Source organism: Chitinophaga sp. 01L420 (genome assembly GCF_056399985.1).
This window is the reverse complement of sequence record NZ_JBFTSK010000001.1, coordinates 277,933-295,587: the sequence shown is the minus strand read 5'-3', so window position 1 is coordinate 295,587 and position 17,655 is coordinate 277,933. Positions and strand designations below refer to the sequence as shown.

Annotated in this window: 11 protein-coding genes; 6 read left to right on the top strand and 5 right to left on the bottom strand. The window is 43.0% G+C overall.

Annotated elements, in window-relative coordinates:
- Positions 1-1,221, top strand: a complete 1,221-nt coding sequence (locus AC1DP6_RS01325; protein WP_477053252.1) for a tetratricopeptide repeat protein — start codon at positions 1-3, stop codon at positions 1,219-1,221.
- A gap of 78 nt (positions 1,222-1,299) precedes the next feature.
- Here the strand turns inward: AC1DP6_RS01325 and gyrB are convergent, their stop codons facing one another.
- The gene (gene gyrB, locus AC1DP6_RS01320) at positions 1,300-3,282 is read right to left on the bottom strand and encodes a DNA topoisomerase (ATP-hydrolyzing) subunit B (protein ID WP_477053251.1); all 1,983 of its coding nucleotides are present in this window, start codon (positions 3,280-3,282) and stop codon (positions 1,300-1,302) included.
- Between the two features lie 123 nt (positions 3,283-3,405).
- Positions 3,406-5,085 (bottom strand): AsmA family protein, encoded by a 1,680-nt coding sequence (locus AC1DP6_RS01315; protein ID WP_477053250.1) that lies wholly within the window; start codon positions 5,083-5,085, stop codon positions 3,406-3,408.
- A 177-nt stretch (positions 5,086-5,262) separates the two neighbouring features.
- Between AC1DP6_RS01315 and AC1DP6_RS01310 the strand changes: the two genes are divergently transcribed.
- Positions 5,263-6,186, top strand: coding sequence for a helix-turn-helix domain-containing protein (locus tag AC1DP6_RS01310; RefSeq protein WP_441573114.1), 924 nt, complete (start codon positions 5,263-5,265; stop codon positions 6,184-6,186).
- 681 nt (positions 6,187-6,867) lie between these two features.
- Here AC1DP6_RS01310 and AC1DP6_RS01305 read toward each other — a convergent pair.
- Positions 6,868-7,332, bottom strand: coding sequence for a PepSY-like domain-containing protein (locus tag AC1DP6_RS01305; protein ID WP_477053249.1), 465 nt, complete (start codon positions 7,330-7,332; stop codon positions 6,868-6,870).
- A gap of 255 nt (positions 7,333-7,587) precedes the next feature.
- Between AC1DP6_RS01305 and ileS the strand changes: the two genes are divergently transcribed.
- A complete protein-coding gene (gene ileS / locus AC1DP6_RS01300) occupies positions 7,588-10,914 on the top strand; it encodes an isoleucine--tRNA ligase (RefSeq protein WP_477053248.1) in 3,327 nt (1,108 codons plus the stop codon).
- A gap of 6 nt (positions 10,915-10,920) precedes the next feature.
- Complete coding sequence (locus AC1DP6_RS01295) at positions 10,921-11,970, top strand: TraR/DksA family transcriptional regulator (RefSeq protein WP_477053247.1); 1,050 nt, start codon at positions 10,921-10,923, stop codon at positions 11,968-11,970.
- A gap of 85 nt (positions 11,971-12,055) precedes the next feature.
- Here the strand turns inward: AC1DP6_RS01295 and AC1DP6_RS01290 are convergent, their stop codons facing one another.
- Entirely contained in the window at positions 12,056-13,567 is a 1,512-nt protein-coding gene (locus AC1DP6_RS01290; protein WP_477053246.1) for a glycosyltransferase, read from the bottom strand.
- Positions 13,568-13,784: 217 nt separating this feature from the next.
- A complete protein-coding gene (locus AC1DP6_RS01285) occupies positions 13,785-15,617 on the bottom strand; it encodes an ABC transporter ATP-binding protein (protein WP_477053245.1) in 1,833 nt (610 codons plus the stop codon).
- Between the two features lie 196 nt (positions 15,618-15,813).
- On the opposite strand from AC1DP6_RS01285, the gene rbfA reads away from it, so the two are divergent.
- Entirely contained in the window at positions 15,814-16,194 is a 381-nt protein-coding gene (rbfA, locus tag AC1DP6_RS01280; protein WP_441573120.1) for a 30S ribosome-binding factor RbfA, read from the top strand.
- Between the two features lie 123 nt (positions 16,195-16,317).
- Positions 16,318-17,541, top strand: coding sequence for an FtsX-like permease family protein (locus AC1DP6_RS01275; protein ID WP_477053244.1), 1,224 nt, complete (start codon positions 16,318-16,320; stop codon positions 17,539-17,541).
- Positions 17,542-17,655: the final 114 nt, after the last annotated feature.

Sequence of the window (17,655 nt, the reverse complement as noted above, 5' to 3'; positions counted from 1 at the left end):
ATGGCTGTATTAATTCAGCGCGCTCAGATTTTGTTACAGCAAGGCCGCTTCGAAGATGCCTTTACCGCGTTACGGCAGCACCTGAGCACCAATGCACATGATACGGAAGGCCTTTATCTGCTGGCAGTATGTTACCTGGAAACAGGCAATACTGCAGAAGCAGAACAGGTAGCCGCCAATACACTCAGTTTCGCTCCCTATGACGACCGGTTCCTGTATCTGCAGTCAAGGATCGCCTTCATTAAAAATCAATATAATGAGGCTATCAGAGCTATCAGCAGTGCAGTGGCTATCAACCCCCACTATGCGCATTATTTTGCCATGTGGAGCCAGATATTGCTGAACAAGAAAGAGTATGAAGCCGCACTACATAAAGCGGATGAAGGGTTGGCGCTGAATCCGGAAGATGAAGCCTGTCTGAATCTGCGCTCTCATGCCTTGTTTAGTTTAGGTAGAAAAGAAGAAGCATTTTCCGGTCTGCATGAAGCACTGGAACATAACCCGGAAAACGCTTACACCCACGCCAACCTTGGTTGGAAATGGCTGGAAGCACGCAATCACCGCAAAGCACTGGAACATTTCAGGGAGTCATTAAAAATAGACCCTAATAATGAAGTGGCCAGAAATGGTATGGTACAGGCCATGAAAGCCAAGTACTGGTTATACCGGCAGTTCCTGAACTACTCGTTCTTTATGGGGCGTCAGAAAGCACGTACCCAATGGGCCATCATCATTGCTATTTTTATACTCACACAAATTGCCAATCAGTATTTCTATCCACTATACATTGTCCTCGCGTTAATGGCTATTTCCACCTGGTTAATTACGCCGGTGAGTAACCTGTTTCTTCGCCTCAATCCTTACGGCAGATATGCCCTGAGTCCGGAGCAAACAAAGGTATCCAACATTGTAGGTATTCTCTTAGGAGGTACATTGCTCTCGGGAATAGCGTTTTTGATCACAGGGATTAACGGCCTGCTGGCATTGTGTATCTGTACCGGCGTTATGCTGTTGCCATCAGCAGGATTGTATGTGTCAGAAAGAAAAAAGAGCCGCAATTTTACAAGATGGTATGTATGGGGCCTCGCCTTGCTGGGCGCGCTAGGAGTGGGTTTTGCTTTTTTAACAAACGAACCTTTTAATATATTCGTTACCGTTATGCTGATAGGTGTTTTCGGATACCAGATTTTAGCGAATTATATTCTCACAAAAGAAGGATAAAAAAGAAATGATAAATAAGAAAGCCTTCCGTTTTTAGCGGAAGGCTTTCTTATTTATAACCTAAACGTATATACGTAATTAAGCATCGATCTTTGCATACTTCGCATGAGATTCAATGAATGCTCTGCGTGGCGGAACTTCGTCACCCATCAGCATACTGAATACACGGTCAGCTTCTGCAGCACTTTCAATGGTTACCTGTTTCAGTGTGCGGTGTTCAGGGTTCATGGTAGTATCCCACAGTTGCTCTGCGTTCATCTCACCCAAACCTTTATAACGCTGAATGGTTACGCTGTCTTCTTTACCGGCTCCTGCAAGTTTCAGGGTAGCAGCTTTACGCTCATCTTCTGTCCATGCGTAAGTTTGTTCCTTACCTTTTTTTACGAGGTACAACGGTGGTTGTGCAATGTATACATAACCCTGTTCTACCATGGCTTTCATATAACGGAAAATGAAGGTCAGGATCAGCGTCGCAATGTGGCTACCATCCACGTCAGCATCCGTCATGATGATGAGCTTGTGATAGCGCAGTTTGCTAAGGTTCAGTGCCTTGTCATCTTCTTCTGTACCAATGGTTACACCCAGTGCAGTAAAGATGTTCTTGATTTCATTATCCTCGTAGATTTTGTGCTCCATGGCTTTCTCTACGTTCAGGATCTTACCACGCAGTGGCAGGATAGCCTGGTAGTTACGGTTACGGCCTTGTTTGGCAGTACCACCCGCGGAGTCTCCTTCGACAAGGTACAGTTCACATTTGGTAGGATCGTTATCAGAACAGTCAGCCAGTTTACCCGGTAAACCGCTACCAGTCATTACGCTCTTGCGTTGTACCAGTTGACGGGCCTTACGGGCAGCTTCGCGGGCTTGTGCAGCCAGCACTACTTTATTGATAATCGTTTTTGCCTCACGTGGATTTTCCTCCAGGAATGCGTCCAGTACAGCAGCTACGGAGCTGTCTACCACACCCATTACATCGGAGTTACCGAGTTTGGTTTTGGTTTGGCCTTCAAACTGTGGCTCAGGAACTTTCACACTGATGATAGCGCTCAATCCTTCGCGGAAGTCATCTCCGGTCACTTCGATCTTCGATTTCTCGAACATCTTATTTTTATCACCATAAGATTTGAATACACGGGTAATAGCGCGGCGGAAACCGGCTACGTGTGTACCACCTTCAATGGTGTTGATATTATTAACGTAAGAGAAAATGTTTTCACTGAATGCATCATTATACACCAGCGCTACCTCTACTGATACATTGGAAACCGGTTCATGTACTTCTACATAAATCGGTGCTGGTAACAGTGGGTTACGGCGGCCGTTTTTATCGAGCATCTGGATAAATTCTTTGATACCACCTTCACTGTAGAAAGTTTCAGAGAAATTATTTCCTTGTTCATCCTTTTCCCGCTCATCAGTTAAAGTAATCTTGATTTTGCGGTTCAGGTAAGATAATTCGCGTAAACGACCTGCGAGTATTTCGCGGTTGTAGGTAGTTTCCTTGAAAATTTCACTGTCTGGTTTGAAGTGTATGGTAGTACCAGTTACTTCACTAATGCCTATTTCACGTACAGAGTACTGCGGTACACCGCGGTGGAACTCCTGTTCAAATAATTTGCCTTCAGTTTCTACTGTTACATGCAATACGTCACTCAGGGCATTCACGCAACTTACACCCACACCGTGCAAACCACCGGACACCTTATAAGTGTTCTTGTCAAATTTACCACCGGCGTGGAGTACCGTCATTACAACTTCCAGGGCAGAACGGCCTTCCTTAGGCATGATACCAACAGGAATACCACGACCATCATCCTTTACGCGGATAGAGTTATCCTCCAGGATTGTAACGTCAATATTTTTGCAGTATCCGGCAAGGGCTTCATCAATGGAGTTATCTACCACCTCATAAACCAGGTGGTGGAGACCCTTGATGCCAATATCGCCGATATACATGGCTGGACGCTTACGTACGGCTTCCAGACCTTCCAATACCTGTATACTCCCTGCATCATATTTGTTGCTGCTGGGGCTGGGTGCTTGCACTAATTCTTCGCTCATATGTTGGTGTAAAATCTATTAGAAATAAAATCGGTAGACAATCATGCAAAAATACGAAAAATAAGCCTTATTTCCACAAAAGAATGCCTGTTTTTAAGAGGTGAGGACAGGCTAATTTTGCCATTACAGATTTCCGGCGCCAGCAATGTCTTTTACCCCCGTAAATAAAGTTTTCCACACCAGGTTAAAATAGGATTTTTGGATGTCCCGTTGGCAGGTTACGGTGGCAGTACGTGGTATTTCGCCTTTTAATGGATTTGATTCATTGATAATCAATGAATTAGCAATAAGACTAATGAGCCCTTTCCGTTTAAATTCCTTGTGATCCTTATCCAGCTTCAGTACCGCAATTTTCAGGTTCTGATACAGCATGTTTGCATGTCCATCTGCTTTTCTTTCATCTCCCTTAATATTAAAGGTCAGTTCCTGGATATCGCAGGAGCGGATTTCAATTTTTCCCAGGGGCTTGGTAACCACATTGAGGTCTTTCCCATTCATATTTTTAAGTTGCCCGGAAACTGCAAAGTGGCCAGCCTTATCATTCAGGGAGAAATCGAACCTGGCGGTGAGTTTACCGCTTTGCATAAATACGGCATCTACATCAGCTATCATATGCCTGTTTTTGGCAACCAGGCTGTCGATATTGGTGATATTTTTGAATCGTCCGTGCACATGACTGAAGTTTATGTACCCTGATTGCCCGGTTACCGGGCTTAACTCAGTATACCGGATATTTATATTACTGGCAATAAGTGTATCAATGCTCAGGGGGAGTTTTAACTTATGCAACAGTTGATGGGGATATTGCCCCAATTTGTTTCCAGGTGGCATTGGCAACATGCGGTTCCGGTAAATTTCCACACTACCTCCCTGTATATTTACCCGTTGTGCCCAGATCTGTTGCTCCTGCAGCAAAAGCCGGGGATTCAGGTCATGCAGGCTGATATCGTTGAGTATGGTTTCATACCGGTCCTGTTGTACACCGGTTTTTTGTTGAAAAGCCACTTTATCATACCGGGGCTGCACTTCAAATCTGCCGATATGGAGGGTACGCAATGCGGCATCATACCGGATACCCCGTACATTGATCCAGTAAAGGCTATCCCGGGTCCTGTTCATATAGTCTTTCATCCCTATTTCGTAGTTGCGGGCGTATAAAAATCGGGTTGGATCATCCAGGGCTAAAGAATCTATCAGGAAATCATTGATACGCACCCTCAGGTTATGAAACTGGTGAACAACACGGGAGGAATCTTTCCGTGTAAAAATGTATTTAAAATTGGTGCTGTCCAGTGCCAGTTTACCGATGAAAATAGACTTCATCCTGGCAGATATGTTCTGATAGGCAGTTTTCGGTTTACTGGTATCTATTACAGTTGCGTTTTGCTCCATAATAATACTGGGACCAGTCACGGTAAGAGAGGAGGCGCTCAGCTCCTTTCCGATGAAATAGCGCCACGGTTTGAAGTATTTCAGTTCTAATTTGTCTACACTGATGGTATAGATATCTGTTGGCGCCCTTTGCTGGGCCAGCAGTTGCCGGTAAATTGCTGTATCAGCTACCATGACGACTTTTTCCACAGTGACGCTGCCGGAAAGTACATCAAGGTGCAGATCCTTAAATTCTACTGTATAAAGACTATCTGATAACGCTGCTACATATCCGGGTAATTCGCGCTTCAATAGCGTGTTCCAGTGGCGATTCAGGTACCAACCGGTTGCTATTACCAATAGGAGGAGGCTGCCGAAAGTGATGAGTACAATCTTAATCAGTTTGCGTATATTAAATCCGTTTTTTGCCATCAGTAAAGCATAAACGAAATTTATACCAATAAGTTCTGTGAGCGCGCGACTGCAGCGTAAAAGCATTCCGTTCAGGTGAGGGGCTTTGTAACTGTATTGTCAAAACGTATTTGTTTAAAAAATGAATCCCTAAATTTGTGACTTCGATAATAGCATGGATTTAAAAAAATAGCTAAAGTGAAAGAAATACAGGAAATATTGGCATTAGCCATTCCGCAACCCGCGATGAGCGACCAGCTACAACTGGCGGAGCAGGATAGTGTGTCAGTCCCTGACTGTCTGGACTTTACTTTACAGCGTTTTACATATGATAAGCCGTTGCCGGTTGAAGATGTAGCGATGGTTGTTTATCAGCCCGCCAAAAGAGGGCAATCTGCTGCTATTGAGCTCCGGTATTGTGTTGCAGGTACCAAATATTGTAAAAATCCATCCTGTACAGATCAACTTTGCGCAGAAGGCCACAAAGAGGCTTGTTCAGACAGGGTGCCTTCAGTGGATTTGATCACCGTGCGCTTTCAGCCTGCCTTTATACAGTCATTGCAGAAAGGGACCACTACTTTCTCTTTATTTGAAAATCAATCACGTAAGCCTTTTGTGAAAACCATTCAGCCATGTACGAAATCCAAATCCGTACTGGAAACCATGGTGCATCACGATTACGAAGGTATTCTGAAAAATATATTCCTGCAAAGCCGTGCGTTGGACCTGCTGTTATACAGCTCCGACCAGTTTATGCAGAATGATACAGACGAGCGCTACGGTTGCCGCTTCCTGACTCACCTGGAAGACCGTGAAAAAATAGAAAATGCCCGTGGTATTTTACTTGAGCAACTAGACTCTCCTATTACCATCAGGGATTTGGCGCGCCGGGTAGCTATGAATGAATGCTATCTTAAAAAAGGTTTTAAGGCCATGTATGGTACCACCATATATGATTATTTCCAGAAAGAAAGAATGGAAAAAGCCAAGGGCCTGTTGTATGAAAAAGGCATGTCTGTTTCAGAAGTGGCCATGTTAATGGGCTATTCCTGTATTTCTCACTTCTCTACAGCTTTTAAAAAGCACACCGGGCTTAAGCCTTGCGAACTTTTGCTGCGCTAGTAAGCCAGTGTCTGTTTGACATCTCTTTACATTTTATTTTACCTTTACATGGAATTATGATGCCGGGAAACCAGCTACCATAAAGGAGCTATATGTATTTTCCCTTTTCGATCATTTGTTTTCCCGATTTGAAAAGTGGAAGATAAAATATAGCTGTTTCTTTGTAACACGATAGGCAAATATCCATTTGCGTTTCCTATAAGCTTCCTTATCAGATTTGACCATGGAAGAAGCTTGGCTGGCAAAAAGTAAAGTAAAGCCATAAATAATACTTGCATGAATATCAAACACCATTGAAGTTAAGTGCATCTTGCCAGAAAAGTTTCTACCAGATTTTTATAAAGTCGTTCGCTTCTGCGGGCGACTTTTTTTGTGGAAGGAGGTGTGAGTGTGGAGAAGTGGGAGACTTTGCCGATGCTATGCTTAACACCCACTAAATACGTATAGTATCACTGCAGTAGAGGTGGACTTGATGGGGGGATGAGTTCCGGATGTATAGATGGTAAACACTGGTTGAGTGGCATTTAGAGCATATTGAAAAAAGATATTCCTCAATTTTTTAATTTGATCCGAGGGCTAGGTTCTTCTATGAGATTCTTGAGTCAGGAGCAAAAGAAAACCCCGCCCAAAAGAGCAGGGTCTGTCCTATTTATCCCTATACCTATGAAATACTTGTTTGTGTTATTCAGTAATGGTACCAGCTTCGTTCAACAACACTGATTTGTCTGTACCGTTTTCCTGAATATTTATTTTGTAGTATGAAGCTACATCTGATCTCTCAATTTTCCAGCCATCTTTTATGGTTGCTGCCGGATATTTTGTTTTCAGTGTACCAGACACTGATTCCGGAAGAGTTTGAGCATCATAAGCGCTTCTTGTGGCAATCCATTTGCCATCCGCATCATACTCTGCAATTGTGTTTATGTTTTCTTTTTGGAAACTTACTGTCCAATGTCCTGCACTTGTCTTTGTCCACTTAGCAGCTGTTGTTCCCGCAAAATTCTGATCAAAAGAACTCTTAACTGCCTCAGGTGCTTGCACCGTTTTAGCAACTATTTTTGTTTTCTTAACTGATTTTTTTTGCTGTGCAAAAGTTATGCCGGAAGTGAATAGAACCGCGCAAAATATTAACGTCAACTTTTTCATATTCGATATGGTTTTTTCCGTTGGGTTAAAATTAACTACTAGGTTTTTCTAATCTTCCTGGCAAATAAGCTAAAACAATGCCAAAAACGCAATTTAATTGCTCTTTATTGCAAAGTACAAAAAAAACAATAAAAAATATTCAAAAAGCTTTGTTTTTAATAAAGTTGCCCCTTTAGGAGCCATTGTATTTTCTTAACTTCGCACAATTTTAATCAATTATTGTCTAAATAACATCAAAGGGCGGGGAATTGTTTTATGTCCAGCAAATATCAGGAATATAACCAGTTGAATTTACCTCAGATCGAGAAAGATATACTGCAACACTGGGAGCAGCACCAGACTTTTGAGAAGAGTGTGGAAGTGCGCGATGGCGCCACTCCTTTTGTGTTTTATGAAGGCCCCCCAAGCGCCAACGGTTTGCCGGGTATTCACCATGTTATTTCACGTACTTTAAAAGACCTGGTTTGCCGTTACAAAACGATGCGTGGTTTCCAGGTAAAGCGCAAAGGTGGATGGGATACGCATGGCCTGCCAGTGGAACTGGGTGTAGAAAAAACACTTGGAATTACTAAGAAAGATATTGGTACTAAGATTTCTGTTGAAGACTACAATGAAACCTGTCGCAGAGAAGTCCTGAAGTACAAAGATAAATGGGATGACCTGACTCGTAAAATGGGCTACTGGGTTGATTTGAAAGATCCTTATATCACTTTTGAGAATAAATATATAGAAACCTTATGGTGGGCTTTACAAACCCTGTATAAGAAAGGGCTGTTATATAAAAGCGTGAGCATTCAGCCATACTCCCCTGCTGCTGGTACAGGGCTTAGTTCCGCAGAACTGAACCAACCGGGTACATATAAGAATGTTAAGGACACTACTATAGTGGCCATGTTTAAAGCCTTGCAGGCAGATAATTCACAATTCCTTTTTGATGCAGCCGGAACAAGTGAGGTGTTTTTTCTCGCCTGGACCACTACTCCGTGGACATTGCCATCTAACCTGGGTTTGACCGTAGGTGCTAATATAGAATATGTACTGGTAAATACTTTTAACCAATACACTCACCTGCCGGTGAATGTTGTTATGGCGAAAGTATTGCTGGGTAAGTATTTTAAGGCAGAAGGTGAAAATGCTGATTTTGATGCTTATAAAGAAGGAGATAAAGTAATTCCCTGGAAGATACTGAGCAGCTTTAAAGGCAGCCAGTTGGAGAATATCCGCTATGAGCAATTATTGCCGTTTGCGCAGCCGGAAGAAGGAGATCCCTTCCGCGTAATTCTAGGTGATTTCGTTACCACTGAAGACGGTACTGGTATAGTACATACTGCTCCTGCTTTTGGTGCAGACGATAATAAGGTTGGTAAAAAGAACGGCATTGGTATTTTAACACTGGTAGACAGGGAAGGGAAGTTTACAGATAATGTGGGTGAGTTTTCTGGCAGATTTGTTAAGAACTACAAGGATGATCCTGATTATAAAGATGTAGATGTTGATATTGCGGTAAAGCTGAAAAAGGAAAACCGGGCGTTTAAAGTAGAAAAATACGAGCATACTTATCCTCACTGCTGGCGTACAGATAAGCCGGTTTTATATTACCCGCTGGATGCATGGTTTATTAAGACCACTGCAATGAAGGAAAGAATGGTCGAATTGAATAAAACCATTAACTGGAAACCTGCCTTCACCGGAACCGGTCGTTTTGGTAACTGGTTGGAGAACATGGTGGACTGGAACCTTAGCCGTAGCCGTTATTGGGGTACTCCTTTGCCGATATGGCGTACAGAAGATGGTACAGAAGAGAAATGTATCGGAGGAATTGAAGAGTTGAATGCTGAGATCCGGAAAGCAAGTGAAGTTTTGGGAGGAGATGTGAATAAATCATATCTGCATGAAGGTATTCTGGATTTACATAAGCCTTATGTAGATGATATCATATTAGTGAGTGAATCAGGGCAACCGATGCGCCGCGAGCCGGATTTGGTGGATGTTTGGTTTGATAGTGGTGCAATGCCTTATGCACAATGGCATTATCCGTTTGAAAACCGTGAGTTAATAGATAAAGGAGAGTCCTTCCCAGCTGACTTTATCGCTGAGGGTGTGGACCAAACCCGTGGATGGTTTTATACATTACACGTATTGGGTGTAATGCTCTTCGATAAAGTGGCATATAAAACAGTGGTATCCAATGGATTGGTGTTGGATAGTAATGGTAATAAAATGAGTAAACGCCTCGGAAACGTGGTAAACCCATTTGAAACCATAGAAAAGTATGGTGCAGATGCCACGCGTTGGTACCTGATCACCAATGCCTCCCCATGGGACAGTCTGAAATTTGATGTAAAAGGTATAGGAGAAGCGCAACGTAAGTTGTTTGGTACTCTGTACAATACATATAACTTCTTTGCTATGTATTCCAATCTTGATAACTTTACTTTCAAGGAGGCATACATTCCGTTAGAGGAGCGTCCGGAAATTGATCGTTGGATCATTTCCGTATTAAATACCCTGGTGAAAGATGTGACGAGCAGCTTTGATGATTATGAACCTACACAGGCGGGCAGAGCTATCGAGCGTTTTGTGGATGAGCAGTTGAGCAACTGGTATGTGCGTCTTTGCCGCCGCCGGTTCTGGAAGGGAGAATATGAGCATGACAAAATCAGTGCGTACCAGACATTGTACGAATGTTTGGAAAAAATTACACAACTGATGGCCCCGGTTTCCCCATTTTTCACAGATTGGTTATTTAACAACCTGAACAGTGTAAGTGGCCGCAGTAAAGCTGCTTCTATCCACCACACTGATTTCCCGGTAGTTAATACTGCTGCAATAGATGCAGATCTGGAAGAAAGAATGCAACTGGCGCAGGATATTTCGTCACTGGTATTATCCTTGCGTAAGAAGGTGAACATTAAGGTTCGTCAACCTTTGCAAAAAGTTTTAATACCAGTTACTAATGTTCGGATGCGGGAACAAATAGAAAAGGTAGCGGACTTGATAAAAAGTGAGGTGAATGTCAAAGGGATTGATTATCTTACGGAAACGGAAGGTTTTATCAAGAAAAAGATTAAGCCGAACTTCAAGTCGCTTGGTGGTAAAATGGGTGCAAAGATGAAATCTGTGGCTGCCGTTATCGGCGGGTTTACAGATGCAGATATTGCCACGATAGAGCGCGACGGCCATTTCAACCTGGTTGTGGAAGGAGAGCAAGTGCAAATCCAACTCTCTGATGTTGAGATCATTTCCGAAGATATTCCGGGATGGACAGTAGCTAATAAGGGCGCTTTAACGGTAGCGCTTGACATTACTATTACTCCCCAGCTACAGGACGAAGGAAATGCCAGGGAACTGGTAAACCGGATACAGAAAATCCGCAAGGATAGTGATTTTGCTTTAACAGACAGAATCAACGTAACGGTTGAAAGTGTGGAGGCGCTCAAGTCGGCCATTGTGAACTATAATGACTATATTTGCACGGAAATTTTGGCAGATAGCCTGGAATTAGTGGAACGATTGCATGATGGTACAGAAATAGAGGTGAATGACCTTAAATTTAATGTATTAGTTAACAAAAAAAGCTAATCCCCCATGGCAACAAAAAAGAAGGTTGCTAGTAAAACGACCCAAAAGGTAGCTCCGGCTAAGAAAACGGCGGCAAAGGCTCCAGCAGCAAAGAAACCTGCTAAACCTGCCCCCGCTAAAAAAGCCGCACCCGCACCTAAGAAAGCCGCTGCAAAAAAAGCTGCCCCTACAAAGGCGGCTCCTAAAGCAGCTGCAAAACCAGCAGCCGGAAAAGCCGTGGTAGCCAAAAGTACTGCTAAAAAAACCGCCCCTGTGGCGTCGAAACCAGCGGTAAAAAAGGCTTCAGCCATAAAAAACAGTAAATTAACATCCGTCAAGAACGTTGCTGTACCTGCAAAATCGACCGTTAAAAAAGAGCCTGCTGTAAAGCAGCAAGTGGTTACGAAAAGTGTTTCCGCTGAAAAAGAGAAACCATTTATTTCTAAGTCAGAAGAAAAAGAACTTAAAACGATGGCAGTAAAGAAAGCAGATACTAAGGTAGAAGTTGCTAAGGAAAAAGAATCCTCGAAAAAAGCAGCTGAAAAGCCAGTTGTTAAGGCTGAAAAATCAGTAAAGACGGAAAGATCCGAAAAACCCGAAAAAACTGAAAAAACCGAGAAAAAAGGTGGAAAAGCTACTTTGGTAACTTATCAACCTGAATTTACCAAGTCAGTGTTGGATCAACCAGCACCACCTACCGGTCCTGTATACAGATACAGTGATTCCGACCTTCAGGAGTTTAGAGAATTGATCCAAAAAAAGCTGGAATCAGCTAAAAAGGAACTCATCTACCTGCAAGGCTTAATCACCCGTAAAGATGAAGCTGGTACTGACGATACTGAGAACAAATACATGAGCATGGAAGATGGTAGTGGCTCCCAGGAAAGAGAGCAACTTAACCAGATGGCCAGCCGTCAGATTCAGTTCATTGACCACCTGGAAAAAGCCATGATGCGCATTGAAAACAAAACCTATGGTATTTGCCGCGTAACCGGTAAACTCATAGACAAAGCACGTCTCAGAGCTGTTCCACACGCAACATTGAGCATTGAAGCCAAACTGGCTAAAAGTAAATAGTCTTACTCACCGGTAAAGACGCAACGAAAAAGGCGCAGCGGACTAGTCCACTGCGCCTTTTTTATTGCGTCACTGCGATGAGTTATCAGCAGGTTGCTACTTTCTTATTACGCAACTGGCGTACTGCCAGGTAAATTAACCCAGCTCCTGCCAGGCTTACCAAACTACCCACACCGATATTACGCGCCTGTTTTTTACTGATAGCAGGGAGCTTAATACCAAATTTAGAAGGACTTGCCTGCGCTATATCCAACAGTGGTGCGAGTGACAGCCCACTGATGATTTTGTCGGCAACCTTTTCTACAATTTCGCCACGGTACTGTGGACAAAAAGCAACGCCTATGCCTGCTTCTGCCAGCAGCTGGCTGTCTTGCTTCCCCTCTCCCACGTAAATGATATTTTGTGTATTAATGTGATATTGCTGCGCTATATAGGGGAACACATTGCTCTTGTTATATTGGTCGCCTTTCATAAAATAATCGGCTGCGGAAAATTCACCGGTGGCTACACTATTGACCAGATGTAACTTATTGGCAAATACGAAATCCATTCCCAGCTTGTTTTTTATATGACGGGCCACTGTTCCGAATCCATCTGTGATGAGACCACAGGCATACCCTCTTTTTTTCAATTCCTGCACTATTTCCCTGAAACCGGGTACTAGAGGAATCGCATCCGCTATCTCCAGCATCTCCGCAATATTGCGTCCTTCAAAGAGCGTGGCGCTCAATTTCATTCGGGTCAATGCGTCGTGACGGCCAGCCAGGATATCCTGCAGGGCTTCTTCTTTGTCAAATGCAACGGCCGCCCATTGCAGGTAGCTCTGGGTGAATACTGCATGGTCCAGGTTGAAGATGACCATCTTCTGTAATTTATCAATAGACTCCAGGATGGAATATTCCATCTGTTCTCGTATCAGGTTGATATTACCCAGGGTTTCCAGGTTTTCCTGCGGTATATTTTCTGCTTTGCGTAGAATAGTGCGGGATACTTCTCTCGACATTTTGCTCAGCTGTTCCCAGGTTTGCATGGCATTTTCGATCTTCCCGATATTCGCTTCTGTAATACGTGCACCCAAATGGTGCATATCTATCAGCAGGCCAATATCTACACCGTAATCGTTTTCAAAATGCACACGTGACAGGAATGATTTCCGTGCTGCAATCATACCGCTGAGTGGTTGCTGAAAATGCGAAAGCTCCGGATATAATATACTAAGCAGCGGCTTGGCCACCAATTGGGTGACCCTGCCTGCCTGCCGTTCAAAGTAGGATTTGACGAAGTCGGCTTCATCTTTTTCTATAGGACCAGTTAATAGGTCTATAATATTGTCGGGGTAAGTAAGGATGTCTCCGTCTACGTAAGCAATAATATCATGTTTGGCCGCCATCATGCCTTCACGCATGGAAATTCCCTTTCCGCGCTGGCTGCTGGTAATTACTCTCACCTGCTCTTTCATGGCCTCTTCTACAGTGTTGTCTGTAGAGTTATCATCCACTACAATGATCTCAATTTTACGAGACGTTTTTTTTACGGTTTTAATAACCTGGCGTATGGTAGCACCTTCGTTTAATACAGGAATTACGATAGATATCATAGGAGTTCGCTATGTTAAAAGGTTAAAAAATAAGTGCTGCAAAGAGCTGGTGTTGGCATTGTCAGGGCGCAACAATAACAAAAACCGTACCCATTACCACTATCTTTTAAGAAGATAATACAAAGGAAACACAGATGGGGACTGATTAAACGCAGTACGTCCCGCGTTTTTGCGGGACGTACTGCGTTTTCGTTTATACTTTAACGTTAGGATTCCTTTATTTAAACTCCTGCATTTCTACTAACTTATGATAGATGCCATGCTGCTGCAATAGCTGATCATGTGTACCGCGTTCTTTGATCTCTCCCTTGTCCATTACAATAATTTCATTGGCATGTTGTATGGTACTCAGTCGGTGCGCAATTACAATGGTAGTGCGGTTTTGCATTAGTTTGTCCAACGCAGCCTGTACCAGTTTTTCAGATTCGGTATCCAATGCAGAAGTAGCTTCATCCAATATAAGAATGGGAGGATTTTTAAAAATAGCTCTGGCAATAGTCAGGCGCTGACGCTGTCCACCACTGAGTTTCAGCCCGCGGTCACCAATGAAGGTATCATAGCCATGATCCAGCTGCTCAATAAATTCATGGGCATTGGCAATTTTTGCAGCAGCTATAATCGCCTCCCTGTCGGCATTTGGCTGGCCAAAGGCAATGTTGTTGATCACTGAATCATTAAACAAAATTGCCTCTTGCGATACCACGCCGATCAGGCCACGCAGGTCATGTACTTTAAGGTCGCGGATATCGGTATCGTCTATACGGATGGCTCCATCATTGACATCATAAAAACGCGGTAAAAGGTCGGCCATGGTAGACTTTCCGGCACCGCTACGTCCAACGAGGGCAATCATCTGTCCCTTATTAATTTGCAGCTGAATATTTTTCAGCACATACTGTTGTTCGTATTTAAAGGATATGTTGTCGAATTGAACATGGCTGTTAAATTCTTTTACAGGTTGTGCATTGGGCTTCTCCTGAATGGTTACTGGTGCATCCAGTATCTTAAAGATGCGCTCACTTGATACCATTCCTTTTTGGATAGTGGTAATAGAAGTAGATACATTTTTAGCTGGCGTCATAATCTGTGAATAGAAAACCAGGTAAGTCATGAAAGTAGCACCGGTGAGCAGTTCACTGCCGGAAAGCACCAATGAACCACCATAAATAACCAGGATGATAATTACGATTACGCCCAGTATTTCGGAGATAGGAGATGCCAGTTCCCGCTGGTTATACATAGACTTACTGACTTTCACAAACTGGTTGTTTACTTCTCCGAATTTATTTTTCATAAAGCGCTCTGCGGTGAAAGACTGTATAATTCTTATGCCGCTGAGTGTTTCTTCTGTAACAGACAAAATTTTTCCCAGCAGATCCTGGCTGAACTTGCCTTTTAATTTCAGTTTTTTCGAGACATATGAAATCAGTAAACCAGAAACGGGGAAGAAAACGATGGTAAACAGGGTCAATTTTACAGAGATATAAAACAATGCAGCAAAATAGCCAATGATAATGAATGGGTCACGCAGGAGTGTTTGAACCGCATTAATCACACTATTTTCAATTTCCTGTACATCGTTGGTCATGGAAGATAACAGATCTCCCTTTTGTTGCTCGCTGTAAAAGGAGAGTGATTGATCCGTAAATCTTTCATACAGGCGGGTGCGTAACCGGGAGAGGACTGTCATTTTCAGGCGTACCATTACCCGGGCGCTCATGTATCGGCCAAAGTTGGCGATGACTACACATATTCCGATAACTGCGCAAACAAAGTATAAAGCACTCAGTTTGGAACCGCTGGCTTTGATAAAGTCGTAGAAATAATAATAAAACAGGTCTATAAAGTAGTTAATGGAAAAAGTGAAGTGTGGCGCCGTTACTACTTTTGGGACTTCATCTACCTGATTAAAAATAACCGTCAGCAACGGAATTAACATAGCAAAATTGACCATACCGAATATGATACCGATCAATGTGTAGATGACATATTCCGGAAAATAATGATGTAAAGGGGTCGCAAATCTTAGTAATCGCTTGAACGTCTTCATTCCTGTTGCTTTTAAACTGCTGGCAAAAATAGCATAAATACGATATGTCGGGGTTTAATTGCCACTATTCTTTGCAGGAAAAGGTTAATTTCGCATCTGACGGGCTGCTGGCAGCCTGTTAAGGTTTGGCGCTGTGCTGTAAAAATGCTATTATCGTACACAGGCCCCTTTTTACTAACGATTAAAACTGAATGAGATGCAGGAAACTAAAAGGCAGAAGCAAATAGGACAATTAGTGCAACAGGAACTAAGTGGTATTTTTCAGCGGATGGGATTTAATGTGGTAGATGGAGGAATGATATCTGTTGCTGCTGTAAAAATGACGCCTGATCTGCTGGAGGCTAAAGTATACCTGAGCATGTTTCAGATTAAGGCCCCTGCTGAGATGCTGGAGCGTATCAAGGAAAGAATGGGCGAAATAAAGAAATCGCTTGGAATAGGTTTGGGCAAACAATTGCGCAGAATACCTGATGTGAGCTTCTTCCTGGATGATACCCTGGACTATGTGTTCAAGATGGAAGAGTTGTTTAAAAAGATCAAGGAAGACGATGCAAATATTAAGGATGGCAATAAATAGAATTTCGAATTACGAATTTCAAATTACGGATTTGTGGGTAGATAGTAAACGCAAATACCACTATCCGCTTATGTCTGCCCACAAATCCGTAATTCGTAATTTATAATTCGTAATTCCAACATTATGGTTTGGCAATTTGCTTCCCGTTACTTCCGGGCTAAAAAATCTACGAATGCTATTAATATCATTGCCTGGGTAAGTGTGGTGGCGATTGCAGTAGGGGCAGGTGCCCTGATTGTGATATTAAGTGTATTTAATGGTTTTGAAGGTCTTGTAAAATCCCTGTACTCATCTTTTTATCCTGCTATAAAAATTGCGCCTGCCAGTGGAAAAACGATTCTCCTCACTCCTGCTCAGCTACAACAGATAGCAGCCGTTCCGGGCGTAGCCCATTTTTCGGAAGTAATAGAAGAAAAAGCCGTACTGCGCTACGGTGACGAGCCTACGATTGCTGTTTTGAAGGGAGTAGACAGTGGTTATAATAATGTAACAGATGTTAAAAGCAATATTGTAAGAGGGCGCTTTGACACCGGAGACAGTGTTGCTTACCGGGCTGTACTGGGACTGGAGCTGGAAGGAGCCCTCGGAGTGGATGTTGTACATAGTCTGGCACCTGTAACGGTATACCTGCCACGCAGGAATGTAAATGCCTTTGTTACGCCGGAGGACGCCCTGAATAATGGGGTATTATATCCTACAGGAACGTTTGCTATCCAACAGGAGTTTAACAGTAAGTATGTGATTACCAATATTGAATTCCTGCGTAAGCTACTGGAGCTGGGTGATGATGAGATGTCGGCGCTGGAAATCGGGGCACGGACAGGGGTAAACGAAAAGCTGCTGAAAGAAAAACTGGAGCAGGTACTGGGCAAAGGTTATAAGGTGCAAACCCGCTATGAACAGAACCAATCGCTGTATGCCATTATGCAAACAGAGAAGTGGGCAGTATATGTGATACTCAGTTTTATTATGATCATTGCGGCATTCAATATGATTGGCTCTTTGTATATGTTGGTGATAGAGAAACAAAAAGACATTACTATTTTAAAAGCCATGGGGGCGCGTAAGTCACTGATCATGCGTATTTTCCTGGCGGAAGGTCTCATTATAGCCGGGATAGGTACGGTGGTGGGTTTTGGGTTGGGTATTTCATTTTGCCTGTTGCAGCAGCGATTTGGTATTATTAAACTGGAAGGCACCTCATTTCTGGTAGATGCTTATCCGGTAAGTATGCATGCGGAAGATTTTGGGTTAGTATTTATTACTATTATGGTGATAGGAATAGCGGCCAGTTGGTATCCTGCAAGAAGGGCAGCTGTAGAGGCTATAACGCTAAAGGCAACATGATAAAAAAGCACGATTATTTCCTACTTGATAAACAGGGCATAGTCTTTAAAAATAATTAAAAAGGGTTCGTATAACTATTATACGAACCCTTTTTAATTATTTTTAAAGACTATG